Genomic DNA, 26264 nt, shown 5'->3' with positions numbered 1-26264 from the left:
CGTCAATTGCATATAACAACTGACGTAAGATTAAATCTAAAAAAAATATATAGGCTCGGGATCTTTTTTGTTTTTTTAAAGAATCTTATGGAAAAAGAAATCATACTTTGAAAAAAATAAGTATTATTTCCAAACTGATGCAACAACTTCATCGATTCTAAAATCGAAACGACTGCTCTTGGCGGACGATCGGCTCGAGAAGGAAGTAATTCGGTTTTACGGACATGTTTTTCGAAGTTGGTCGTCGTTTTGCGAAGGATGGAGTTCCCACATTTTAGGATTCAGGTCTTTACATTCCAAGAGGAACTTGTGGATCGTATTTTCGGATTGCGTTATCAAAACGATCTTGGATTCTTTCTGAGTGGGGAAAATCGAATTCCGACTTTCGCAAAATTTCGAACGGTTCCGTAAAAAGAAAAATAAGGATTCAAAATAAAACATGAATAGACTCCGCGGTTTAAGAACTTTTTTTCACTCCTTCTTGATTACGATTTCGTTATTTTTTTCGATCGTAAACTGCGATAAAAAAGAATCGATTTCCATCTTGGAAATTCGGGACCTCACCGAAAAAGAAAATCTAATGGAAGCCCTTCAAAAAGCGGATGAAAACCTGAAGCAAAAAGGTGATACCGCCGAATTACTCTACGTCCGCGGTTGGATTCGTTATCTTCAAAAAAATCAAGAAGCGGCGTTGAAAGATTTCAAAAAATGCCTCGTTATCAACTCCAAATCTCCGGATTGCAAAAGAGGTCTAGGTCTCGTATACGAATCCAACAAAGAATACAAAGAAGCGGAAACCGCATACCAAGAAGCTCTCACACTTGCTAAAGAAAAAGGGCCCGATTTTGAAGCGCTTATTCATGAAAATATCGGAAGTCTTTATCTCAGACAAAATCGGAGAAAGGAAAGTTTAAGCGAATTTCAAAACGCAATTTCCATTTCCGACAAGGGCGACGCGTACTACGGTTTTAGTTTGTGTCTGATTATGGAAGGAAACTCGGAAGGTGCGATCGCTTCTTTGGAGAAAGGAATTTCCAAATCGTTTCGTACCAAAGCCTTCCAATCGGAATCTCATTTCCTGTTATCTAAATTCTACTTTGAAAAAAGAAAGGACCCCGCAAAGGCCCAAGCGGAAATCAAAAAGGCGATCCGGATATTCCCTCTTCATAAGGAATACTTAAACGCGTTACAAACCTATACGATCGAATCCGATTTTTAATTTCAAACATGATAAAAACGGCATATAGACTCGTTCATCGATAAATCATCGTTCCGTTTCAACAATCACATTCAACGGATTCGGGAAAACAAGCCGCACAAGAAGGCATCCGCCTGAAAGAATGGGAAGAAAAATACGTTCGAAAAGAATCGAATTCAATCGATCATTTTAGAATATTCTAAAAAATTAAATTACCGTGAGTTCGGTATAACAAATGCGAAAGCGATTATATATTTCGACCTATCTCACGACTCATAGGGAGTGAGATTGAGTTTAGGAAAGCTCTGCGTTGAGTTACTCGAACGACTTGGGTAACTAAAGTGGCACTGCTCCCTAAGGGTCGCAGCACCAGGGAGAAATATTGAGTTTAATTCCGAAGGAATTGGAGCGAAAACGAACAACTCAGCGTCTCGCTTCTACGGTCGCTCGGGAAACTCAAAACGTTGCTGCCTGCTGTCGCAACGTTAGGTCGCGAGCCCATTTTAGCTATGAAATTCGCGAGCTGCGGAGCGACCCGGGAAACTCAGTGAACGCACCTGAGTTTCTTATTCGCCCAAGATTTCAACCGTCGAACTCACGTTAATTTAGATTGATTTTCAGTTTTTGGGCGAGTTCTTCCGGACTCAGATTTAGAATTTCGGGATTCGATTCGGCTTTTTTGATCAAACTTACGATTTCCCGATTTAGAGGAGCGGGATGTCCCATCACGTCCGCGAGTTTGATCACTTCTCCGTTCAAAGAATCGATTTCGGTCGATCTTTTATGAATTAGATCCTCCCACATAGAAGATCGCGCCTGCGGATCGATCTTGACCATACCCGAAGCGATTCTGAAAAAGAGAAAATCCGGAAGATTCAAAATGATCGGAGCCAAACTCGGGATCATCTTTCCGGAACGGATCGGCCTGATTTCGGCGAGTCTCAGGATTTCAAGGGCTTCTTTCATCAATCTGGAAAGAATTTTTCGATAACCCGATTTTGATATTTCGGTTTTTAAGGTGAGTCCCGAAAGAGCGTTCAAAGAATTATTCAAATTGAAGACGAGTTTGCCCCAAAGAATTCCGCCGATATTTTTATGTGTACAGGTCGGAAGTCCGGCTCGATTGAAAATCCCGGCCAGAGAACGGGAAGATTTGGAAGATTCGATCACGAGATTCCCGCTCGTCCCTTGGTGAAAATGACCGTTTCCTTTCGAAAGGACGTTAAAGGGAACCATTCCCGCTAAAACTTCCACGGGAAGATCCCGGAGTCCTTCCTTTAAAATCTCGGCGTTTCGAACTCCGTTTTGAAAACTGATTACGATCGGAATCGAACGCGAAACGGAATGTTTGTTTTGTCTTTTTTCAAGAATTCCTTTGAGTTCCTTGGTAAGATCCTTCGTATCCTTGGATTTTACCGTGACTAAAAAAACATCGGCGCCGGAAACACTCGAAAGAGAAGTGGAAAAAGAAATCGTTTCGGGAGAAATGCGGATTTCCCGATTCGTATAATCGGTGATTTTGGCGCCGAAGGTTTTCAATTCGTTCCGAATTCTTTCCCGCCCGTACAGTGTAACCTCGTTCCCAGCCGCCAGCAACCTACAACCGATATATGTTCCGATACTTCCGGAACCTAAAACCGCAAAAGAAAAATTCATGGGATACGCATCCAATCAGGATTTAAGATTTAATTCTACAACTATTGGTAGTTTTAGTCGGGAAAAAAATAAAAAAAGACTCCGCAAACTGCGGAGCCAATCTAGCAAGGTACAGGAATTTATAGCTTACGGCTTCCCAAAACTCAAAGCATTCTTCTTACCAAAACTTCAAAGTTTCACGAGCCATTCTGCATCGGAGAGTCGATGATAAATTTTTGTAAAAGCTCAATTCTCTTCACTATTCTGATTTTTTTTTAAAAAACTTCACTTTATTTTTTTAATTATAAAGTTTGTCTCACCGTAGTGAAAACTTAAACGGAGACGATTCACTGTCAAGAGGATTCGGGATATTTTTTGCTTTTTAAAATAACAAACGATATTTAACTATTTCAAATACATTCAAATTGTTTTATTAAATCTATAGACTCCAGCCGGTTCATAAAAGATCAAGAATCGCCATTTTCGCCGATTTTATCCATAACAAGCGATTCATAATACTCTTTGTACTCAATAAAATTCTAATATTGCCGATCTTCTCTCCTCTTATTTTGCAGTTAGGTACATTCGATTTCGATTCCAAATTGGAAATTTATGATTTCATTTTAACGATCCGGCGATACTCCATTCCATCATGAAACCTTCCCTCCATATTCATTTCTTAGGCGCTTCGGGAACCGTAACCGGTTCCAAATATCTGATCGATACCGGCACGTTCAAAATTCTTGTGGATTGCGGTTTATTCCAAGGGTTGAAGGAACTCAGACTTCTGAACTGGTCCCCGCTTCCGGTGAAAGTTCCCGAAATCGATATCGTTCTTTTAACCCACGGTCATCTCGATCACGTCGGTTATATTCCTCGATTGGTCAAAGAGGGATTTCAAGGAAAAATTTTCGGGAGCGCTCCTACTTTAGAAATCACTGAAATCATTCTCAAGGATTCCGCCAAAATTCAGGAAGAAGACGCGGATCGCGCCAATCATTATTCCAAACACAAACCGGCAGTTCCATTATACGATCTCAAGGACGCTGTGGATTCTCTTTCCTATCTTCATTCGATCGATTTGGATCGTTGGAAGGATCTTGCGGAAGGTATCCGGACCCGATTCAGATACAACGGACATATATTAGGAGCTACTTATATAGAATTGGAAATTTTCGGTAAGTTATTCGTCTTTTCCGGAGATATAGGAAGACCCGATGATATTCTTTTGTATCCGCCCAATCGTCCCGAAAACGCGGATTATCTTTTTATCGAAAGTACTTACGGGGGTAAAATTCACGCCCAAAATTCCGAAAGTCAATTGCTTACGATCTTAAATGAAACCTTGGAAAACAAGGGAACCGTAATTCTTCCCAGCTTTGCCGTGGAAAGAACGCAGAGTCTTATGTACCTCCTTTGGAAATTAAAATCCGCCGCTAAGATCCCGAACGTCCCTATGATTTTGGATACTCCGATGGGGAAAAACGTATTTGAAGTTTTTCAAACTTATACGAAATGGCATAAACTTTCTCCGATGGATTGTTCTCAAATCTGGGATTGTTTCCAAAAAACGGAATCGATGAAAGACACTTACAAACTCGCGGAAGATCGATCCCCAAAGATCGTAATCGCCGGTAGCGGCATGGCGACAGGAGGTAGAGTGCTTACTTATCTTCAGTATTATTTAGGCGATCCGAACTCGACGATTCTTTTATGCGGTTTTCAAGCGATGGGAACGAGAGGGAGACAACTTCAGGATGGAAATCACGAAATCAAGATTTACGGAAAGTTCTACGAAGTAAAAGCGAAAATAAGCTCCGTCGACGGTCTGTCTTCCCACGCGGATCAAAAGGAAATTTTGTATTGGTTAGGCGCGTTAAAAGGAAAACCCGAAAAAGTTTTTATCGTTCACGGTGAAAAAGGATCTTCGGACGCGCTCCGCGTTAAACTGACCGACAGCTTGGGATTCGAATGTGAGATTCCTACGTTATTCGATATCGTAGAATTAAGATTTTAAGAGATACAATGTCCGAAAAAAAAGAACCTCTCTCTCTAATCAATTTGGGAATCGATACCAATCAAGAGTACGTCGTCTTTTTACGAAGAGATTCTCCCGTTTGTAAGTCCGAAGGATTTATCGCGCTCAATCGAATCGAAGTAGATGTGCGTAACAAAAAGATCATCGCGTCCTTGAACATCGTCGAAACCGAAATTCTCCAGATTGGACAAGTCGGCTTATCAGAAAGCGCCTGGAAAGCGGTTAATGCAAAGGAAGGAGATCCCGTAATTCTTTCCCATCTTCAGCCCGTTTTGTCCATGCACGACGTCCGATCAAAAATTTACGAAAACCGTCTGAACGAGGAATCCTTTCGGAGGATCATCCAAGACATTAAAGATGAAAAATATTCTAATATTGAAATCGCTTCCTTTATCACGGCGTGTTCGGGCGATCATCTCAACTTGGACGAGATAAAATCCCTCACTAAAGCGATGATCAAAGCCGGTTCCGTTTTAAAATGGGACAAACATCCCATAGTCGACAAACACTGCATAGGCGGTCTGCCCGGAAACAGAACGACTCCGATCGTCGTTTCCATCGTGGCCGCCGCCGGTTTGACCGTTCCTAAAACTTCTTCCAGAGCGATCACTTCTCCAGCGGGAACGGCGGACGTTATGGAATCGATTACCGATGTGAACCTTAAACTTTCCGAAATGAAATCCGTTGTGGAAAAAGAAGGAGGTTGTATCGTTTGGGGAGGTTCCATCGGACTTAGTCCCGTTGACGATATTCTTATCCGAGTGGAAAGAGCTTTGGAAGTGGATAGCACGGGTCAAATGATCGCTTCCGTTTTATCCAAAAAAGCCGCCGCCGGTTCCACTCACGTCGTGATCGATATCCCGATCGGAAAAACGGCAAAGGTTCGTACGGAAGAAGATGCAGAAAAGCTAAAGTATTATTTTACGGTAGTCGGGAAATCGGTCGATTTAAAAGTCAAAGTATTGATTTCGGACGGCTCTCAACCGGTCGGGCGAGGCATCGGTCCCTCTCTTGAAATTAAGGATTGTATCGAAGTATTAAAGAACGATCGAAACGCTCCTCAGGATCTGAAACAAAGAGCTTTGACGATCGCCGGTGAAATGTTGGAATTTGCCGCCCCGCATCAATTCAAGAACGGAATTCAAACCGCGTCGGAAATTTTAGAATCCGGAAAGGCATGGAAAAAATTCGAAAACATCTGTAAGGCTCAAGGCGGATGGAAAGAACCTTCTCTCTCAAAATTTCACCAGAACGTGATTTCCAAATCTTCGGGTATGATTTCCGAAATCGACAATCGAAAGATAGCCAAAGTGGCAAGACTCGCTGGAGCGCCTAACAGTTCTTCGGCGGGCGTTTATTTCCTTTCGCCTATCGGTAAAAAAATCGAAAAAGGAGACGTTCTTTATACGATTCATTCCGATTCGGAAGGAGAGTTGGAATACGCTTTCGAATATCTGAATTCACAAAACGGAATCATCACAATTCTTTAATGGAAGGATCATGAACAACATTCTATTCCACTTTCCCGAAAATTCGTCTTTGGCAAAATCCGTCTCCAAATTTTCGGGGATGAAAATCGGCAACGCGGAGTTCGGAAGATTTCCGGACGGGGAATCCAAATTCAGAATCGAAGAAGATCTTAACGGTTCGCAAGTTTATCTGCTCTGTTCTCTAAACCAACCCGATTCCAAAATCGTTCCCTTGATATTTTTTTGCGAAACGGCAAGACAACTAGGGGCGGGAAAAGTCCATCTCATAGCGCCTTACCTTTGTTATATGAGACAGGACAAAGTTTTTCATCCAGGCGAAGGAATGAACGCTAGATTTTTTGCCGCTTTGATTTCGCGTTATATCGATTCCATACTGACGATCGATCCACATCTTCATCGAATCGGCAATCTGGAGGAAATCTTTAACGTCCCCGCAAGGGTTTTACATTCTACGGAACTTTTTGCAAACTATATTCAAAAAAATGTAAGTAATCCCGTATTGATCGGACCGGATAACGAAAGCAGTCAATGGGTTCGAGAAGTGGCGGGTTATTCCGGCGTTCCTTTTACGATTCTTGAAAAAAATCGAAAGGGGGATCGAGACGTGGAAGTCAGCGTTCCAAAAATGGAAACTTATCCGGATCGTACGCCCGTTTTGATAGACGACATCATTTCGACGGGAAGGACTTTGATTCAAACGATCATTCATCTGAAAAAAACGAAAATGTTACCGCCCGTTTGTCTTTGTGTTCACGGAGTTTTTGCCGACGATTCCTTTCAGGAACTGCTACGAAGCGGAGCTAACGCCGTGATTACCACAAACACGATAGAACATAGCAGCAACTTGATCGACGTCGGAAAGTTGATCGCCGACCGTTTGTTCTAAGAACCATCCCAACCTCAAAGGAAATCGGAGATAAGGCCGACAACAATAAAAATCTTGTAGGTTTTGGAACGGGTTCTAAGGATTTTAACGATCCGGAATCGGGGAATCCAATTGAATTCTGATCTTTTTTGCCTGAGAATTGTTCGGATCCAACCGATCGATTTTTTCCAACAACTGAACGGTTATTTCCCGTTTGTCGACAGAAAGATAAGACTCGGCAAGGTGTACGACGTTGTTTAGAAATTCAGGTTCTCTTAACATAACTCTCTCACCCAACTCGATCGCCTGATCAAAACGTTTGAATCTTTTATGGATCAAAGACGCGTTAAACATCATTTCAACGTCTTCCGGAAACTCGGAAATCAACTCTTCAAATAAAAAAAGCGCTTCCTCATACTTTCCGATTTTATAATATACTTCAGCCAGTTCTTTTTTAAAAACGGGAGGTATCATTTCGCCCGTAATCTTACTTTTCAGATTTTCGAGATGATAAATCGTATGTTCCCAGTTTTCGTCTTGAAGATATTTCAAATACGTTTCGTCCGGAAATTTAAAAGATAAAGTATCCACAGTCGATTCTAAACGTGCGGGCTCCTTGAGATAGAACAATTTGACGAGGCTTAAATCGTCGGTCAGTTCTCCGTAATTTTGCAGACCTTGCACCAATAATTCGAGATCACCTCCGGATTCCTCCACTCTCTTTAAAAATTGAAATTCGTCCTCGTTGATCAAGGGAATCCCGTCCGGATCGATTCCGAGTAATAGATCGTCCCTTCCGTCCGAGCCGATAAAAATAGAATCTCCTTTTTCCAGAAAGAAGGTTTTCACTTTCATCTTACTTTCCAAACCGGTAATTCCTATTTTACGAAGTTCTAATTTATCCTCTATAAAAGAAGCCTTTCCGTTTCTGTAAAGAACCGTAGGAGGATGTTCCGCATTCAAAAAAAATAAAATGCCCGACTTCAAGTCGACCAATCCCAATACGACGGAGGCCAACATCGAACCGTCAAAGGATTCGAAAATATTCTGAAGTTCTAAAAAACATTCTTTGAGCCACAACTCGGGGGGTTGAGAATGATAAGAAGAAACGGTTTTTGTCCTAGACACGAATGAACGAAATACAACTCCTAAAACCAAGGCTCCGCCCGCTCCTTGAATGGATTTTCCCATCGCATCCCCGTTTACAAAAACGAGATACTTTCTATCTTTTAAAACGATTTCATCGGCAATGACGATGTCCCCGCCGATTTCCTTTTTCCATTGTTTAAATTCGAATTTTTTTTTCTGACGACTGAGACCGTCCACGAGGATAAAATCGTTTCGGACCTTATATCGGTTCAAAGGGTCCAGAATTAGGGAGGTTAAAAAATAATCCCCGTCCTGATGTATCTTTAACTCCCGAACTTGTTTTAACGTGGTTTCCAATTGATCGGTTCTTTCTTTTACTTTTCGATCCAAGTCGAGATTCAATTCCTCCACTTCGTTATGAACTTTTAAAAATCGATTCGCCAAGATGAACGCGATCCCGAGTTCGAAAGCAAAAAATCCATACTTTAGAAGTCCATAATTTTCTAAATTATGAATCAATTGCATAGAACCTACAAGATCGGCGATCCCCGAAACTAAAAGGATGATAAAACCCGCAATCAAACGAATAGAGTCCCGATTTTTCCGAATCAGAGCTTTTACGATGATAAAAAGACAATAGAATGAGAATATAAAAACGGAAAATTGCCAGATCTGCAAAATTAATAAACAGACAGCCCTATTTGAAAAGGGAATCAAAGACGTAAGCGCGAGTGCGAAAAACCGATAGAAGCGGGTAAAGAAGCCGACCTTGGATTCGAAAAACGTATCAAGAAACAAAAGGAAAAAGGTCGTTATGTTGAAAACGACCATATATTCCAACTTCATCTGTAGAAGCGGATCTAAATCGAGTTCATAGACGGCATTACTTCTAAGATAGATATAGATCGAAAACAACATCGAAAAAAGTCCGAAGAACAAATTGTATTTTTGCCGAGGACCTTTGAAATAAAACAGGAAGTGATAAAACCCTACGAATAAATATAAGAACGCAAGTATCAACCTGGGACTCTCGAATAAAATCGATACGTTCCTAGATTGTAAATCCACTACGAGAGGCGCGGAATCAAAACTCGCATACACATCCAACTCTTCCCCCGGGTTCCATGACAAAATCACTCTGATTTCATTCTTACCGATCTTGATCTTGTTCTCGGGAATCGGGAGAATCACGTGTCTCTTAAATCCGTTCCTAACGATCTTTTCTCTTAAAACGAGACCTCCGTCTCCGATTTTTTCTCCGTTGAAGTAAACTTCGTAGACGTTTGACAAGAAAGGAAAATGGATCGAGAGCCCGTCTAAAGAAAGTTCTTGAACTTCCCGCGCGGAAACTTCGAAAGTTTTCAATAAAGTTAAAGTAGAGATCGCATCTTTCGGAAAAGAAAACAAATCAACCGTGTCTTTGGGAATCGGAAGGGATTTTAAATCTTTCCAAGAAACGTCTTCGATCGAAGCGTTTAAATTTTTTCCCGCAACGATTTTCCAATCCGTTGTGAGGTTAATCGGAAATGCGAAAACCGGAGTGGAGAATAGAAAGACTACGAACCAAAAAAATCGATCGTAAAAAAATTTCCGATTCGGTTTTATAACGTAATTCGCCATTGTTGCGTTAAAAATCCCCGATAACGTAACGGAGAACTCGGGTTTTGCAAGAATTAATGACCGACGTTCGCAATAAAATAAAAGTTAAAATCGATCTCATTTTAGAAATCAAACTCACGTTAGATTATGGTAATGATCGTTAAGCGGTTTTACTAACGCGACGATCTTTTTTATGAAATATCTTTTTTCCAAAAAATATGCCAGGATTTTAAACTACTCCATTACAATAGTAATATCCACTCGACGATTTTTCCGTCTGCCTTGAATCGTGGAATTATCGGAGATCGGTTTTGATTTTCCGTATCCTTCGTAAGACATCCTCTTTTCCTCCAAACCTTGTTCGTCTCTAAGCTCTTTTAAAACGGAAAGAGCTCGTTCTCTGGAAAGTTTTCGGTTGTATTCTTCCCCGCCCGAGTTGTCGGTATGACCGCTGATCCTGATTTCCCTATCTTCGTATTTTTTCAACACGGATGCGATTTTTTTTAATTCGAGTTTTGCTTCCTCTTTGAGTTCGGAGCTGTCGTGATCGAACAAGACCGAGTTCAAAGAAATCGCGATTCCCTCCTCCGTTCTTCGAATTTCAACCGGAGGAGCGGAAGATTTTTCCGGTTCGACCCGATTCTCGTCCTCGTCCGGCCATGAAAGAGTTTCTCTTTTGGATTTTTTTTTCGGATAAGAATTCGATTCGATTCCGGTGGTAAGTTCTCCGCCTAAAATTTTTCGAATTTCTTCCGCGAACTTATCCTTGTCGTTGTCCGTAAGCTTTACATTTTTATTATATAATCCGTGAATGTCGAACGACATTTCCTGAGCGGCCCCGTTCGCATAAACGAATGTGTAAACCAACTGAACTCTTTTGTATTGAGGAAGACCGAGTTCACGATCGAAAAAAACCATCCCTCTCGCAAACCCGTGGATTTTTAAAGGAACTCCTTCTCGGCCCGTTTGAGAATCGTAATATAACGTATAATTGTATTCGATACGATCTCCTTTGCCGGAAAGTTTTTGAAACTCCCATTCGTCCATTCCGTGATACTTGTACTTTGCAAATACGGTAATCATTACCCTTCCACCCGGAAACTGAAAACTTTCCGTTGCGGGTTGAACCCACTCTTCTCCGATTGAAACCGGCTTTTCGGAAAAACTCGGAAGAGAACGGAGATTCGGCATCGCGTATTCTTGCGGAACCTTATATTGCCCCAAGTCGGTAATTTGAAATTTGCTCGTAAACGTTTTATCTTTTCGAAACGCGGGATCAACTTCCGGAAAACGACTGTAGGTATCGAAAAATCCGTCCAGCAGACACGTTTTATTTTCGCACGAGAGGGTTTGCAAAAGGATCCGATTCTTATCCTCTCTTTTGATCTTTTGTCCGCGGTTTACCAATTGAACCCTATGATATTCGTTCAACTCGACGTTCTCTCCGGGAGTTAACTTCCAACGAAATAAAATCTTCTCCGGTTCTTCCGAAAAAAGAGGATCAAGATTTATAAACGCGATCATAACGCAGAATAGGATTTTAAGAAGTCGGAGTTTCATAGTTTCGGATTTCAAATATTGATTCGGAAGTTTCCTCATAGTTATAGTTTCGTAAGTTTTCAATAAAACATAAGAAAAGCGTAAAAAACTTTCCGAAAAAAATGGATTCCGGACGAAATTTAAAATTAACGTGAGTTCAAATGCGAAAGCGATCGAAACGAGATCAACAAATTGGAGAATGAAATGGAAGCGAGACTCGTTTACGTTACGGTCGGTAACGAAAAGGAAGCACTTAAAATCGGAAAAACCGTCGTAGAGGAAAGACTGGCGGCGTGTGCGAATATTCTTCCCAAGATCAAGTCGATTTATCATTGGGAAAAAAAATTGGTCGAAGAAGAGGAAGCCGTTTTGATTCTGAAAACAAAAAGCGACCTCATGACGGAACTTACATTAAGAATCAAATCCTTACATAGTTATTCCGTTCCTTGTGTAGTCGGACTTCCTTTATTGGAAGGAAATCGGGAGTATTTTTCATGGATCTTCGGCGAAGTGATCGCGGAATAAAATACATTCAAAAAAGGTTATATTGTGCAAATCCACGTTAAACAAAAATTTACGGCTCTTACGTTTAACTCCGCTTTTTTCGGCTTTTACGCGCATGCCGGTTTTGCGAAAGGACTTTCCGAAATCGGCTTTCGTCCTTCCAAAATCACCGGTTGCAGTTCCGGGGCTTTGATCGGTTCTCTCGTTGCGGCCGGGGTGCCTATCGATACCATGAGCGATCTAATTCTGAATTTAAAGAAGAAAGATTTTTGGGAAGGGAATTTGGTCACGAACTTCGTAAAACCGATTCGCAAAGGACTCAAAAATTATTCCGGAATTCTTTCGGGTAAAAAGGTCAAAGAATTATTAAAACCTCAGTTGGGTCATAAAAAGATAGAAGACCTTCCCATTCCGATGGGAATCTCCGTTTCAAACATCACGAAACAAATCAGAGAACTCAAAACAAAAGGCGATTTGATCGATCAGATTCTCGCTTCGATGACTTTTCCTTTCCTTTTCGAAATTCAAAAGTTGGGCGAGGAGGAATTCATCGACGGAGGAGTAGCCGATCAGGAACCGATCAAAGAATTGATCTTGGATAAATCCATACGTAAGATCGTCGTCCACAGCGTTCGCACAAAAAAAGACCGTTCGGAAAGGGCGATGATTCGCGCCTTCCATTCTTCGGTTCAGATCATAGAAAACGAAACGAGGGAACTGAAGGAACTCCTCGCAAAACATTACAAAAAACAAATATTACGAGTGGAAACGATAACTCCTTATATAGACGCAAATCAACTTAAACACGGCAATGAAGCGTTGGAAGAAGGGAGAAAAAACGCGCATCATTGGAAGAAAAAAATTCTCGCTCTCGTTTAATTCAAATGCAACCGAAAGTCGTAGAGATCACGGAGAATTACGTAAAACTTCATAGGACGCTTTCAGACCTAACGAAAGCGCCGATCTTCAACTATAAAAGTTTCGATTTCTACTCGAATCCGGATTCGAGTTGGTTTACGAGAATCGTCTTAAAAGGAAACCTTAACCCTTCCGATTTAAGCTCGGAAATCAAAGACCTGAGAAACAAGGAATTTAATCCGTATATTTTAGATTTTCTGAATACAAGAACCCACGAAACTACGATCCGCGAACTCGGATATAATTTCTGCAACGAACAAATCGGGATGTTTTTAAAAGGAAATCCGACTTCGCTTAACAAAAAACGGAATTTCAAACTCGATATTCGAAATATTGAAACCGAAAAAGATCTGAAAGTTTGGCTGAGAATTGTAAACGATTCTTTCGAATCCGAAGATCGGGAAAATCTATATCTTAAATTATTGGACCAAGATTCGTTTCGTATATACGGCGGCTTTGTAAACGGGGAAATGATCGCGACCGGAATGACATTTTACGACGGGGAATCCTTCGGTTTGTATTCGATCACAACCGATCGGAATCATAGACGTTTCGGTTACGCTTCGGAACTCGTTGAACATCTATTAGGCGAAATTAGAAAGAATTTTTCAGGATTTATCGTGTTACACGCGACTGAGATGGGCAAGGAAATCTACGAAAAGTTCGGTTTTGAAAAGTCGATTCTTTTGAGACATTGGAGTTGGGTTTAAGCCGATTTTAAAAATCGAATATTAAATAAAGATTAACTTAACGTGAGCTCGGTATAACCGATGCGAAAGAGATTGAAGCGGAATCAACAAATTGGAATGAAAAAAAATTTCTCTTTTAAAGCGTTCTATCAATTTGTTGATTGGAGCGGAAAGCGCGGTCCGGTTCCGGTTTTTTCTTACGGAAAATACCGGAACCGGATTCGCCCAAGATTTCAACCGTCGAACTCACGTTAATTTAAACCAGGAATTCCAGAGTTCCGCTAATTCATCCTAATTGTTTCTTAGGAGTAAATTTACAGAATAAGGAAATTAACTTTTGATAAAGTCCAATCGCTTCTATTAGGAAAAGATAACCGACCTCTGAAATCTATTCACTGATTCCTATTACATTTCAGAAATCAGAGTTCAGAATAATTTACAGAATTGGAAAATCAGCCTTTGTCAAAGTGCAATTCGGTTCTATTAGGAAAAATCCTCTGAACCCTGATTTCTAACCGCTGATATCTGGAAAGTGTATTTGAAGTTTCCTTTGAAAAACCGTTTCTCCCCGAAAACTCGGGGAGAATTCTGCGAAACGGGAAATCAATGTAATTTCCTTGGATCGGATTTCTCCGACGGAAATTAAAATTCGAATGTAAAAAATAAAACTCTGACGTTGAACAAAAGTTTTATTTTTTAATGAAGTGATTGAGGATATTGTCCCGGATCTCTTCGAACCGAACCAATCCCCAGGCTAAGTTGATTTTTAATTTAAGGGCGTTATCGCTCATATCCTTTTCGCCCTGGGTCTTTAACTGATCAAATCTGGCTTCGATCTTTTCTTTGCCTTCATTCAGGTCGTCCACGAGTTTATCAAAAATCTCGCGTGAAGTCTGAACGGCTCCGATTCCTACATTGATTATGTCGTTTAATTTTTTGTTTTCCATACAACAACCTCTCAATTTGCTTTCGAGGATCTCGTTCACTATTTTTGTGCAGTGCATAAAAATAGCAATTACTTTTTTCCTTTTTTTTCTTACTTGCCCACTGATTTTTAGCAAGTTCGGAGACCTTAAAACAATGAAACATTGCAATTTATTAAAACGGCCTGAAAAATGTGGGAACTCCCAGCTCCTTTTTTTCGGTGCGATCCTCCTATCCCTAAACCTGTGGAATTGCGGCGTGGAAATTAAAGCTGTCGGTCCTTCGGGAGCAGCCTGCACAAAAATCGAAGGAATTCCCGGTCCCGAAGATTTGGCGATCGATTGGGAAGAGAAAGTTCTTTATGTCTCGAGTCATGAAAGAAGAACCAAAAATCAAACCGGAAAAATCTTTACGATCGATCTGGGGAATCCTTCCGCTCCGACGGAACTTTCCGTAAAATACCCGCCGGAGTTCCGACCACACGGGATCAGTCTTCTCAAAACCAAGGACATTTATAGGCTTTATGTAATTTCCCATCCAAAATTGTACGAGGTTCACACGATTGAAATCTTCGAACGCAAGGGAAAAGAATGGTCGCATGTGGGAACTCTTACAGATCCTCTAATTACAAGCCCCAACGATCTCTCGGTCGTGTCGGAAAATGAAATTTTTCTCTCCAACGACCACGGAACGGGAGGAATCCCAAGATATCTCTGGGACGATTTGTTCAGATTCAAACGTGCGGAAATTTCTTATTACGACGGCAAAAACTGGTCGAACCTCGGAAACCCTCTCTCCCTCGGAAACGGAATTTTATACGCGAAAGATTTTCAAGGAAACGAATTTTTGTATCGATCCGGTTACTCGGACAAAAGCGTGTTTCAATTTGCGATCCGCAGAGAACAAGGAAAACCGATGCTCGGAGAACCGAAAAAAATCCCTATCAATTTCGGTCCCGACAATCTTACGTTGGACTCCAAGGGAAGAATTTTCGTAGTCAGTCACGGTTCCACGTATCAATTTCTAAGACACGTGAAAAACCACGATTATCTCTCGCCGACTCTGGTATTTCGAATTTTTCCCGACGGAAATTTTCAGGAAGTGTTCACTAATTCGGGAGATTTAATTTCAGCCGGAAGTACCGCGATTCCGTTCGAAGGAAGATTGTACATAGCCCAGATATTCAACCCGTATATTCTAAATTGCGAATATTCAAATTCGGATTAACATGAATTCGGCCTAAGAAAGTTTGAGCGAATCCGGCCCTTGACATGCAAGGGCCGGATTCTCAATGAAAACCGATTTATCGAACGTAAAGTTTACGAATGGAATCGGCGTAGGCGGTTCCCATCAAATCGTATCCGACGGGATTCGGATGAACAGGGTCCGTTTGTGAATATAAGGGAACCGTCTTTTCCGTTTCTAAAAAAACCGATTCCATGTCCGCAGTCGGATAACGGGAATTCAACCCTCTCAGATACGGATTGATCCGAAGAATATTCTCCCGGTAACCGGATTGAATCGTCGGCGGAAGAATCGTCACCAAAATCGCCGCGTTGCTATGAATTTGGATTGAAGTAAGAAGATTCTCGTAGTATTCCGGAAATTGATCGACCGAATAATGCGCAACGTCGTTCGTTCCCAATTCTAAGATCAACAAATCCTGACGTTCCGTTAAAGCGGTTCCGATCATTTGTGTCCAACCCGGAACGTCCCTTCCGGAAACCGAATAATCCGTGACCGTAAATCGCAACCCCAGTTTTTCCCTCAGACCGAATCCGTCCGATCTTTGGGATAGAGAATCCCCTATGATCCCGACTTTCAAAAGCGGGCCGGCCAAAGGCAACAGAAACGAAAGCCCTTGTTGTTCGCGTTCCTTAGCGACACAGGAAATAAATAATAAAAATAGAATATTCCAAAATTGAAAAATTCCGCGGAATTGAAAATATCTCATTTTTTCTTCCGGAGATAAATTTCCGCCTGAGCGCGCACCAATTTTCGAGTTGTGGAAGGAGAAACGGATACGTTTCTTTTATAAAAAGAGGACGAATTTTCCTTAAGATAATTTTCGACGGTTTCGTTCCGTTTTGTTCCTTCGCTGAAAACGAACGTGTCGATGGAATCCAAAGTGGCTGAAAACATCTCCGGAGGAACCGGAAGTTCTCCCGGAATGAATTCCAAAATTTTCTGATTCGGATATTTTGCTCTCAAATGGAAATACGGATCCGGAATCGCTTGCAGGTAAACCTTTTTGGAATATTTCAATTCCGTCGCAATTTCCTCCGAAAACTTCTTTCCGAGATCGAACTCCGGATTGATAAAACCGACCTTTCGATACGCCAAAAACAAGACGATCAAATTACAAAATAAAAGTCCGGAGCCTATATAAATCACCCTTTTACGATCGGATTCCTCCATCAAGATTCCGCCTAACGCGGAAAGCGGAAGGGTAAGATACATCACGTAATAAAATTCAGTGGATAAAAACAGGAACACGAGAGTCCCTAAGATCCAAACGAAAAGAAATAAGAATCGTTCCTTTTTTTCCTTCCATAATTCTCGATTGATTCCGATTCCCGCCAAAAGAAAAATATAAAATAAAATTCTAACTCCCGGATTTTCATAGCCTCCGATTAAAATTTTGATCTTGGTCAAAATCGAAAATACGGAGAAAAGTTCCTTCTTTCTTCCGAACTGCAACCCGAACTGAAATAAGAATAAATTCCAACGAGGAAACAACCAAACGATCCAAACCGTTATCGGAAGTATACCTCCGATCCAAAACAATGGAGCCGACAAAGATTTCCTTTTCCAAAGTAGATACAACGTGGGAATTCCGAACACCGAGCCGAACGGATGCGAAAGAAAAGAAAGCCCGAGAAAAACTCCGGAAAACAAGGCCGCAACTTTTTCGACGGGTTTTGGATGTTCGTCAAAAGCGGTTCGGATTAAAAAAAATAAACTCGTTAATGCGAAAAACAGACAAAGCATTTCCATTCTCGCCATCGTCCCCACTCTCAAAAATAAAAGATCCGTAACGAGCAATAAACAGGAGAATAACGCGGAGAAAAAAGAGAATCCGATTCTAAGTAGAATTCCATAAAAAATGAATATACAAAAACCCGCGAGGATCAGCGTAAATAAACGGAGTCCGACAAGTCCCGGAAACACATACTTCATCCAAAAACCACCGGAAAAAAAATACAAGGGGGGCATCCACAATGTCGTTTCTTCCATCCCCGGAATCAAACCTTCCAAAACTTGAGTTCGAAGCGTTCCGAACTCCGCAAAATCTTGGGAAGGTGAAAAAAACAAAACCTCATCCGGCCAAACCGGCGGAAATTCAAGTCGATCGTTATGCGAAATCGATACTAAAAGAAAAATTAAAAGGCCCAATAAAACCCAAGAGAGCGTTTTGGATGGAATCAAGGTGAGCGTTTTCCGGGACATAAAACCCGAAGAGGCATCCGGGGCAAACCCGGATTTTATGTGAGCGAATCGAGTGCGGAACTCTCTGTTTCGTAAACTTCAAACAGATCCAAGAGTTCGACCACGTCGAATACCTTTTTTACGGGAGGAGTGATACAACAAAGTTTCAGCTTTCTTCCCTGTTTTTCCAATTCTCTGACCATACCGACAAAGATACGAATTCCAGAGGATGAGATGTAAGAAATATTTTCCAGGTTGATCAAAATATCACCCTGTCCGGACTGCACATCGTCTAGCAATTTCGCTTCCACCTCGTCTGAATGTCCGATATCCAGCCTACCGTTGAGCGCTACTAGTGTATGTTTACCGATCTTTTTCGTTTTGATTTCCAAAGATGGCTTCCTTTTGGAGAGTTAGGACTAAATTAAGTTTTCGGAACGCGTTTACAACTCATTTTTAAGTTCCGATATCCATAATTTCATCCAAGGAAAATAGTCTTACCAATTTGGGGTTCCATCTTTTCCCGATCAACTTATAGACGGCGCGTCTTGTTTTTAATCCCAGAAATTCGCCGATAAATTTTATCGAATACCCTCTCGAGTGAAGTTGAACGGCAATCGTTTCTCGAATTTTAGAACAACTCGCTTCAATACCCGTCTTACGTTTCAATTTTTCGAAAAGTTTTTGAATCGTTTTAGGATGTAACTTTCCTTTTCTTCCCGGGAATAAATATTCTTCGGGTTTTCTGCCTCGAATCGCTCCGTAAATATTCCCAAGTGAAAAAGGAGAAATCTTCAGATATCGATCGCTCCGTCCTTGAGGCCCGCGAATTTTTAAGAGTTTATTTTCGAGGTCGACGTCGCCGCAACGTAGAGAGATCAATTCTTCCGGTTTTAACCCGAACACGATAAGAACTCGTATCATTACAAAATGATCTGGATTATCTCTGACCGCTTCGATCAAACTTCTGATTTCAAAATCGGTGAGAATTTTTTCAAATTCATAAATTTCCATATCCTTTTTTTCCAAACTCATCATCAATTTCCTGCCTTTTAGTTTTGGACTCACTCGTAGTTATCGTAACAACGATACCTGGAAAATTAGTTTTTTTATAGTAGTCCTAAAATATTTTAAATCTTTAAAACATATTTTATGAATATTCAAAAAATATAAAATATTCTATTTTGGAATATTTATATTTCCATCATTCATCCGTTCGTTTCAAAAAAGGGCGGGCATAAAGAGGTGCGTGGCTGCTTTTCGATTGCACGTAACAAATTATAATTATGAATTAGCGTATTTTAATATTTTAAAAATAATATGATTCTAAAATTGGAATATTCTAATTTTACAGAATATTTAGATTTTTTCTTCAACGCGGCCCCGTAGGGAGGCGTTTTAGAATACGAGTGAGTAAAACCGCCTCCGCCAAAACCAAGGGGAAAACTAAAGCACAACGCTTCCTAAGGGGCGCGTTGTGGGAAACAAATGGAACTTCCTGCGGCAAAGAATTTTATCAATTCAGTTCCACGCGGTTCAATTCGTCCAGTTCCACTTTCCAAGATTGAACGATTCGAACCATTACGTCCAGAACGGCGGGCTCGGGAGAATCGTAGGAATCCGCGGCAAAAGAATCCACGGTTTCAAATCCTTGGATCCGAATCAGAGAATTTTTTTCCATCGTTGCCCGAAACACTTCGAACTCTTCAATGGAATCCGTAGGAGAATTTTTCACATAATACGGTTTTATAATGCTTACCCGAAAACTTTCTATAGGAAGATTTTTGAGAGTTTGCAAAATTCGAAAGGATAACAATGCCACTTCCAATTTCATTCTTTCCTTATATTCTTTTTGTCCTAAAAAAGTAAGAGCCGTATTCCCACCCACAGCAACAGTCACCCTCACCTTATCCGTCGTATTTCCGTCGGGAGTAATACTCGGAGATATTTCGATTTCTTTCAAACGGTCGCCTAACAACAGAAACGACGTTTGACGAATTTTTTCCTCGACCGGAATTTGGCGATCGGACAATATTTTTTGAATTTGATCTTTTGCACTCGGCTTACAACCTACGTTCGTGAATAAGACAAAAAGAATAAGAAAAAAAACACTATATGTAAAACTGAAATTCCTAAGAACTCGTTTCCTTTGCAAAGAGCTTTGGCGTGATTCCTTTGAGAACAATCCTCGATTTTCCATACAATCCTCCTTGATTTCTTTCGAAAAATTTCCCCTTAATTCTGAAAGACTTTTCGTTTTTTGCAAGCCATTCGTCGTTTTCGCCGCTTTTAATCTTAGAATTCATAGGAATCATTTGGTTCTTTTCAAAAAGAATCCGGAATCTTCGATCATCGACGACTTGTGTCGCCTATAAATCGAAACGAACCAATCCTTCCGATTTTCTTAAGGCCCGTTCCAAAAACTCGGTTTCCGTTTTGACAAGAATTTATTTCTAAAATTCGTCCTAAAACCGTCCCCTTCCGGCAAGAACGAAAAAGTTGTTGGATCGTGAAAGTCTTAAGATGAACTTATAATTGTCCCGGCTAACGATCCGACAGAAAAATTGCTTGATGGCGATCTCAAGTCTTATGAAATAGAATCAGGTAAATCGTTTTTTTACTAGGAAAGAACGTTACCACTTTTTAATTTGAGTTCGCTAAGTTTTGGAATATGAATTTTTATTTTAGAAAAAATATTTCAAATGATTGCGTTTTAAACTCGGTTCAAGAGGAAAGAAGTTTTATTTTTTACGTCATTCGTAAAAAAAAAGACTTAGTCTTTGTTTTTTTCTGTAATTTTAATTAGGTGATTTCGTCATAAATATCTGTATGAAACCGAAAAAAATCTCGAACGATGATCTTGAGTCCCTTGTAACGGGTGTTAAATCCCAATCCATCGAAGCGGTGGGAAATTATTTATATAAAGGATTCAGAATACAGGTCAGTAAATACAACCTGTCCGGGGCTGAAAGAGTTCAACTTTTGTATCAAAAAAGAAGAAACAACGGCCTTTGTATCGTATGCGGAACGAAAGTTACCAAGAAAAACCCTTCTTCCGGAAAACTCTACAGGCTTTGCGAACACCATCGTAAGACAATCGATAAGAAAAAGTAATCAACCTTTTCGAAAAACCTGCAGATAATCCTTATAGTAGGAGAAATGTTTCCTCCGGAGTTTTATCTTGCAGGCCATAAGATTTTTCATTTTACTTACAACTCGTCATAAGTTTCAAACTTTCCTTTCTGGAAAGGCGATTCAGTTCCGATTTGCGAATGGTGATATTCGGAACCTTTCCCGAAAGAAACTCAACCGCTCGTCCTCTATCGGAATCTTTCCTGCAAGCCATCCTTCCCCGGCCAATCGAATCTTCGTAGGAGTTCCCGCATTTTAGCGCTTTTTATGGATCGTTCCGCAAATTTTGGAAGAGTTCCTATTATTTTTTTCCTAACTTGGATTTTCTTTTCCGGGTCTTTGCGAGCCGATCTCCTTCAGGAAACCCAGGCCGAAAATCTTCTTAGGATCGCGGAAGAGGCGTATAAGGACCGGAAATTTCATAAGTCCATTGAGGAAATTAAAAGTTTCCTGATTCTTTTTCCATCGAGTAAATTTAAAAACAAAGCGTATCAGATTTTAAAAAATAATTATTCCAGACTGGGACGTCCTGAAAAAGTTTTAGAAATCAATCTACATCAGTATTCTCAGGAACCGACTTCTTCTCCGGGTTTAAACGCATTTTTCGAGGCGGGTAAACTCTATCTTGAAATCGGTGAAGAGAACAAAGCAAGAGAGGTTTTTAAATCGATCTGCACTCAGTCCTTTTCCAGAGAACTCGCCGAAAAAGCCTCCTCCGAACTCTCGGAATGGGAGATTTTAAACGATTCAAAGACGGAAATGTCGGAATGCGGAGAAAAGTAGTTCTTTTTTTCGAGATTCGATTCCTGAAAACCGATAATGAAAACAGTTGAACTCTGATTTTCAAAAAAAATATTAACATAACAGCATGTCCACAGGGATCTTCCAAATCGTTAATTTCCAGAAGGGCTCCTACATTATCGTAGAGGGTAAAAAGGATTCTCCTAGTTTCTTCATTATTCGAGAAGGGAAGGTAAAAATAGGCAGAGAAAACCCGGTCGTCGGCGAAGACCCGAATTCCGTTCAAGGTCCGGGAGACTTTTTCGGAGTTGTCGCCGCCATGAGCCAACACGCTCAAATCGAATCCGCGGTGGCTCTTACAGACGTTTCGGTGATCGAAGTGAGTTACGATCAATTCGGAACCCTCATCCAAAGAAACACCCCGGTAGCGATGAAAATCATCCGCTACTTTTCGATGAAACTCCGCCAATTCGACCAGACGATCACACGTCTTACGTTTCGTTCCGCAGTCGAAGAAGATCCGAACGAACTCTACAACATCGGTGAGAACTACTTCAATCAGAAGAACAACCCTCACGCCGCTTACGCATTCCAAAAATATCTTCAATATCTTCCGAACGGTCCGTTTGCGACTCAGGCAAAACTGAAATTACAAACGATGAATCAACCGATGCAGGCTCCCGCGATCGATCTCACCAAGTTCAATCGTATGTATGCCGATAACGAGATGATCTTTTGCGAACACGAACCCGGCAGAGAACTGTATATCATTCAAAACGGTAAGGTTAAAATCACTAAAATCGTGGATAAAAACGAAGTACTGCTCGCGGTTCTTCAAAACGGAGATATCTTCGGAGAAATGGCCCTTCTCGATAACAAACCTAGATCCGCGTCGGCGATCGCGTGGGGCCACGTTCAAGTTCTCGCGATCAACAAGGCCAACTTCGAAGGGATGGTCAAAGCGCAACCTCAACTCGCAACCCGTCTGATCACACTTCTCTCCGAAAGAATTTGGACCGCTTATAAACAACTCGCGAACTTGATGATCAACGATCCTCAGGGAAGAATCGCCGATACTTTGTTGACTCTCGTTGAAAAGAACAGAATCAAAATCACTGCGAAAGTTTTGTATAACTTTGAAATCGGCACGAAGGACTTGATCAAAATGGTCGGTCTTTCCTATCCTAAGGACGAGAACTTGGTTTTGGACCTTTTGACCAAAAACAAATGGATCAAACTCGATCAAGGCAAACTCAGTTGTACCGATTTGGTCGAACTGGAAAAATTAGTTCATGTCTACAGAAAAAAATCTCAGATGGAAAACAAACTCAAAAAAAGAGTATAATCAGTGTCAGTTGACTTGAATGCCTTTTCCCGATTCCTCCCGATCCGCCAATCCTAAAAAAAGTCCTTCTGTCGTTTTAAAAGATAGGGACGTTCGTCTTAAAAAAGCGTCCGATTGGCTCCGTAAAAAAGATCCCGTCACAAAAAGATTGATCGATCACGTCGGACCTTGCAAACTACGGACCATCGGAACCCCTTATCAGGTTTTGATTAAATCCGTCCTGGGACAACAACTCTCCGTCAAAGTAGCCCTGACCTTTGAACGTAGATTGATCGCCTTAGCCGGAGGCAAAAAAATCCCTTCTCCGAAACAAATTCTTAGGATACAAACCTCGGATATGAGAAAGATCGGAGTTTCCCAAGCTAAATCCGAAACGATCCAACGAGTCGCCGAAGCGTATTTTAAACGGAATATCACGGATTCCAAACTTCGTAAATTAGAAGATTCTGATGTTCTAAACCTTCTTTGTTCCTTAAAGGGTGTGGGGCCTTGGACGGCGGAAATGGTCCTGATCTTCGCCTTGGATAGTTGGGATCATTTTTCTATCAACGATCTGATTCTTAGAAAATCGGTCGAAAAACACTATGGGATTTCCAAGGAGAACAAAAAGGAAATTCAACATTTCTTAAAGAGTTATTCCCCCTATAGAACGATTCTTTCCTGGTATCTTTGGGCGGACGTGGACGGGGGCGAAGGCTGGGGTTGAAGGCGCCTTCCCTCTTTCATTCCCACATCCTATTCCAGTAGGATGGAATACCCTATTCGTACCGAAATTTCTATACAAAATCTCCCATAATTCCACATTAACGCCCTTGAAATTGAAATGGCTAAATATGGAAAAATATTATGATTTTGAGCTTCCTTTTTCTTTTTATACTCCTTCAGACTTGTTCTCCAACACGAATATCCAATCCGTCCAATCCGGAAACAAAAGACTACTGGCTACAATTTTTATTTCGAGGGGTTGTCACCGAAGTAAAAACGGGAACCGAAATCGAAGGAAAAAATGAAACCGAAGACGAAATCGAGACCGTCTCACTGCGTAAAAATTTAAACAACTTAGAATTAGAATGGACTTTGTTAGTCGGAGCCCCGAACGCAAGAAGCACGGACGTAAGCTTTGTGTTAGATAAAAACGGCTTTGTCTACGCGGGGGGAACGACGAACCGCGCGCTTTACAATACAAATCGTATCGGAATCAGGGATATCATCCTTGGAAAGTATGATTCCAACAAAAATACAATCTGGACCAAACAAGTAGGAGCCCCGGGCGGGACGCTAAGTGTTGCAGGTATCGCAGTCGATCCGAACGGAAACTTGTATGTCGTCGGCAATACAAAGGGCGACTTTGCAGGCCCACATTCAAGCGAACAAGACATGTTCCTAATCAAATTCAATTCCGACGGAACCCAAGTCTGGGCCAAACAAACGGGCGGTGTGGGAGAAAAATTTCTAACGTACCCCGCGGGAATCGTGGTAGATACATTCGGAAATTCTTATATAGCTGGAACTTCCACCGGACCCTTCGGCGGCCCGAGGATAGGGCGCAACGGTTTCATCGTCAAATTCGATACGGACGGAAACCAAGTTTGGGTCCAACAGATTGCAATCGCGGGAGGGCAAGTTTATTCGAACGCAGTAACCGTTGATAAGGTTACGGGTCATATTTATATGACCGGTCAGGTAAGCGGAAACTTGGCGACGGATACAATTCCAGGCATCGGACATTTCGACCTTTTTATTCTTAAATACGACTCTGACGGTAATCGAGAATTTTTCGCTCAACTCGGCCGCGCTTTAAGTTGGGTTGAAGGTGCGTCCATCAGCGTAGATCCGTTGAGTAACGTTTTTGTGGGCGGAAATAGCAACGGTAATTTAGAATCAAGTGCGGAGACCGGAAGGAATTTTCGTGGAACCTTAGTAAAATACGATTCGTCCGGCGTTCTACAATGGGTCAAACAATTCGGTCCGATCGAGAAAGGTGAGTCGCGAAAAGAGACCGTGATTACAGATATACGAAACGATGAAGACGGGAACATTTTTACGACCGGTTGGAGCACCGGAAATATCATAAATGGAAACGACAATTCTAAGGGAATATCCGACGTTTTTTTGACCATACACAATTCTTCCGGAGAAATCGTTCGGGCGCGACAGATCGGAACTTCCAATGTGTCCATGTACGGCACGGGAATCGGACTCGACTTAAAAGGAAATCTCTACTGTTCCGGATATACAAACGGCGCAATCCACGGAGTTCCCATCCGAGGATCCCAGGACTTATTCATTCTGAAATACAAATAACCGCGAACCGGGATTCCATTTCTTTTCTGTTCAAAAAAGATCCGTTTGAGACAAAGGACTCAAAGAGTACAAATCATGAACCGAAATCGAAACATCATTCATGTCGGACTCAGCGACTTATACTTACCGATCGTCGTTCGATCCAAATCCGAGATCCTTCAGTTCCAATCCAACCTGGAAGAATTAGGAATCGAAATCACGGGAACCAACTACGGACCGAATCAAAACGTATTCACCAGACAACTGTCTCAATCGGTCTTAACCGTTCAGATCGTCAACGCCGGACCGAATATCACACAACTGCTCGTCATTTCCGAAAATCCGGAAGGTTCGTTGGAATCCATAGAAGAAGATTTTGAAAGAGTCATCGAAGCGTTCGACAAGGTCTGGCAGATCCAAGGAAAAAACGTGGTCAAGAGCGACCTTACCGTTCGTCTTTTAACGGACTCTTCCACAGAACACGCGTTTGGCGAGATTTGGGAAAAAAGACTTCGTCAGAGCAAAGACAGTCTGCAACAACTCGGAAGACCCATATTAGGCGGCGGACTTCGATTCGTTCTGCCTCCGCTAAATCCCCAAGACCCGGAAGACCACGGAATCGAAATCAAAATCGAATCTTTCTTTCCGGATCCTCGCAAAGTTTTTATCGAAGCGATTTTTCTTTGGGGCGCGCCTCGGATGATTTCCGAAAAATGGAACGCTTCCGATCGAATTCAAAAAGTCATTCAATACGCGGAACAACATCTGATTTCTTTTTTAGATCAGGCGGATTAAAAATTCAACGAATTGGCGCTTAGAGGGTTAGAGGAATCAGCGGTTTAGAAA

22 protein-coding genes and 1 pseudogene are annotated in these 26264 nt (G+C 41.4%); 14 read left to right on the top strand and 9 right to left on the bottom strand.

The features are described from left to right. The first annotated feature begins 439 nt into the window (after positions 1–439). A complete protein-coding gene (locus LEP1GSC060_RS14555) occupies positions 440–1219 on the top strand; it encodes a tetratricopeptide repeat protein (RefSeq protein WP_003006158.1) in 780 nt (259 codons plus the stop codon). A 579-nt stretch (positions 1220–1798) separates the two neighbouring features. On the opposite strand, the gene LEP1GSC060_RS14550 is transcribed toward LEP1GSC060_RS14555, so the two are convergent. Next, a complete protein-coding gene (locus tag LEP1GSC060_RS14550; protein ID WP_003006611.1) occupies positions 1799–2854 on the bottom strand; it encodes a 2-dehydropantoate 2-reductase in 1056 nt (351 codons plus the stop codon). A gap of 631 nt (positions 2855–3485) precedes the next feature. On the opposite strand from LEP1GSC060_RS14550, the gene LEP1GSC060_RS14540 reads away from it, so the two are divergent. The 3 genes from LEP1GSC060_RS14540 to LEP1GSC060_RS14530 are packed head-to-tail and all read left to right on the top strand — an operon-like array spanning position 3486 to position 7247. Beyond that, the gene (locus LEP1GSC060_RS14540; RefSeq protein WP_003006467.1) at positions 3486–4850 is read left to right on the top strand and encodes an MBL fold metallo-hydrolase RNA specificity domain-containing protein; all 1365 of its coding nucleotides are present in this window, start codon (positions 3486–3488) and stop codon (positions 4848–4850) included. 8 nt (positions 4851–4858) lie between these two features. Continuing rightward, the gene (locus LEP1GSC060_RS14535) at positions 4859–6361 is read left to right on the top strand and encodes a thymidine phosphorylase family protein (protein ID WP_003006047.1); all 1503 of its coding nucleotides are present in this window, start codon (positions 4859–4861) and stop codon (positions 6359–6361) included. A gap of 10 nt (positions 6362–6371) precedes the next feature. Next, the gene (locus LEP1GSC060_RS14530; protein WP_003006640.1) at positions 6372–7247 is read left to right on the top strand and encodes a ribose-phosphate diphosphokinase; all 876 of its coding nucleotides are present in this window, start codon (positions 6372–6374) and stop codon (positions 7245–7247) included. Positions 7248–7331: 84 nt separating this feature from the next. On the opposite strand, the gene LEP1GSC060_RS14525 is transcribed toward LEP1GSC060_RS14530, so the two are convergent. After that, on the bottom strand, positions 7332–9935 hold the full coding sequence (locus LEP1GSC060_RS14525) for a SpoIIE family protein phosphatase (protein WP_003006518.1): 2604 nt from the start codon (positions 9933–9935) through the stop codon (positions 7332–7334). Positions 9936–10148: 213 nt separating this feature from the next. Next, entirely contained in the window at positions 10149–11513 is a 1365-nt protein-coding gene (locus tag LEP1GSC060_RS14520) for an OmpA family protein (RefSeq protein ID WP_003006355.1), read from the bottom strand. A gap of 144 nt (positions 11514–11657) precedes the next feature. On the opposite strand from LEP1GSC060_RS14520, the gene cutA reads away from it, so the two are divergent. Genes cutA through LEP1GSC060_RS14505 form a run of 3 tightly spaced genes read left to right on the top strand, consistent with a single transcriptional unit; the run spans position 11658 to position 13585 of the window. Beyond that, entirely contained in the window at positions 11658–11978 is a 321-nt protein-coding gene (cutA, locus tag LEP1GSC060_RS14515; RefSeq protein WP_003006014.1) for a divalent-cation tolerance protein CutA, read from the top strand. Between the two features lie 24 nt (positions 11979–12002). Next, positions 12003–12836, top strand: coding sequence for a patatin-like phospholipase family protein (locus LEP1GSC060_RS14510; protein WP_003006625.1), 834 nt, complete (start codon positions 12003–12005; stop codon positions 12834–12836). Positions 12837–12841: 5 nt separating this feature from the next. After that, on the top strand, positions 12842–13585 hold the full coding sequence (locus tag LEP1GSC060_RS14505) for a GNAT family N-acetyltransferase (protein ID WP_003006469.1): 744 nt from the start codon (positions 12842–12844) through the stop codon (positions 13583–13585). 668 nt (positions 13586–14253) lie between these two features. Here the strand turns inward: LEP1GSC060_RS14505 and LEP1GSC060_RS14495 are convergent. Continuing rightward, a complete protein-coding gene (locus LEP1GSC060_RS14495) occupies positions 14254–14511 on the bottom strand; it encodes an LIMLP_16025 family protein (RefSeq protein WP_003005960.1) in 258 nt (85 codons plus the stop codon). A gap of 133 nt (positions 14512–14644) precedes the next feature. Here LEP1GSC060_RS14495 and LEP1GSC060_RS14490 point away from each other — a divergent pair, with 133 nt between their 5' ends. Next, positions 14645–15715, top strand: a complete 1071-nt coding sequence (locus LEP1GSC060_RS14490; RefSeq protein ID WP_003006042.1) for an NHL repeat-containing protein — start codon at positions 14645–14647, stop codon at positions 15713–15715. 76 nt (positions 15716–15791) lie between these two features. Here the strand turns inward: LEP1GSC060_RS14490 and LEP1GSC060_RS14485 are convergent, their stop codons facing one another. The 5 genes from LEP1GSC060_RS14485 to LEP1GSC060_RS14465 form a co-directional block, all read right to left on the bottom strand. After that, positions 15792–16442, bottom strand: coding sequence for an SGNH/GDSL hydrolase family protein (locus LEP1GSC060_RS14485; protein ID WP_003005788.1), 651 nt, complete (start codon positions 16440–16442; stop codon positions 15792–15794). After that, the gene (locus tag LEP1GSC060_RS14480) at positions 16439–17938 is read right to left on the bottom strand and encodes an ArnT family glycosyltransferase (RefSeq protein ID WP_036096536.1); all 1500 of its coding nucleotides are present in this window, start codon (positions 17936–17938) and stop codon (positions 16439–16441) included. The genes LEP1GSC060_RS14485 and LEP1GSC060_RS14480 overlap by 4 nt, the downstream gene beginning before the upstream one ends. A 35-nt stretch (positions 17939–17973) precedes the next feature. Continuing rightward, complete coding sequence (locus LEP1GSC060_RS14475) at positions 17974–18309, bottom strand: STAS domain-containing protein (RefSeq protein WP_003005878.1); 336 nt, start codon at positions 18307–18309, stop codon at positions 17974–17976. Positions 18310–18373: 64 nt separating this feature from the next. Then, a complete protein-coding gene (locus LEP1GSC060_RS14470; RefSeq protein ID WP_003006631.1) occupies positions 18374–18952 on the bottom strand; it encodes a tyrosine-type recombinase/integrase in 579 nt (192 codons plus the stop codon). A 481-nt stretch (positions 18953–19433) separates the two neighbouring features. Further along, positions 19434–20117, bottom strand: coding sequence for a hypothetical protein (locus LEP1GSC060_RS14465; protein WP_036096642.1), 684 nt, complete (start codon positions 20115–20117; stop codon positions 19434–19436). Between the two features lie 629 nt (positions 20118–20746). Between LEP1GSC060_RS14465 and LEP1GSC060_RS14460 the strand changes: the two genes are divergently transcribed. The 6 genes and pseudogenes from LEP1GSC060_RS14460 (at position 20747) to LEP1GSC060_RS14435 (ending at position 26213) form a co-directional block, all read left to right on the top strand. Further along, complete coding sequence (locus tag LEP1GSC060_RS14460) at positions 20747–21031, top strand: LIC10235 family protein (RefSeq protein WP_003006342.1); 285 nt, start codon at positions 20747–20749, stop codon at positions 21029–21031. A 285-nt stretch (positions 21032–21316) separates the two neighbouring features. Next, positions 21317–21869: pseudogene (locus LEP1GSC060_RS14455) on the top strand (tetratricopeptide repeat protein). 48 nt (positions 21870–21917) lie between these two features. Continuing rightward, on the top strand, positions 21918–23135 hold the full coding sequence (locus LEP1GSC060_RS14450) for a cyclic nucleotide-binding domain-containing protein (RefSeq protein ID WP_003006165.1): 1218 nt from the start codon (positions 21918–21920) through the stop codon (positions 23133–23135). Positions 23136–23154: 19 nt separating this feature from the next. Then, entirely contained in the window at positions 23155–23841 is a 687-nt protein-coding gene (locus LEP1GSC060_RS14445; RefSeq protein ID WP_003005827.1) for a DNA-3-methyladenine glycosylase family protein, read from the top strand. Between the two features lie 140 nt (positions 23842–23981). Continuing rightward, on the top strand, positions 23982–25439 hold the full coding sequence (locus LEP1GSC060_RS14440; protein ID WP_003006688.1) for an SBBP repeat beta-propeller lipoprotein, LipL53 family: 1458 nt from the start codon (positions 23982–23984) through the stop codon (positions 25437–25439). 75 nt (positions 25440–25514) lie between these two features. Beyond that, positions 25515–26213, top strand: a complete 699-nt coding sequence (locus tag LEP1GSC060_RS14435; protein ID WP_003006155.1) for a hypothetical protein — start codon at positions 25515–25517, stop codon at positions 26211–26213. Positions 26214–26264 lie beyond the last annotated feature (51 nt).

The organism is Leptospira weilii serovar Ranarum str. ICFT (assembly GCF_000332415.1).
Lineage (GTDB): Bacteria > Spirochaetota > Leptospiria > Leptospirales > Leptospiraceae > Leptospira > Leptospira weilii_A.
Note: the sequence above shows the minus strand (reverse complement) of the source record. Positions and strands in the feature narration are given on the sequence as shown.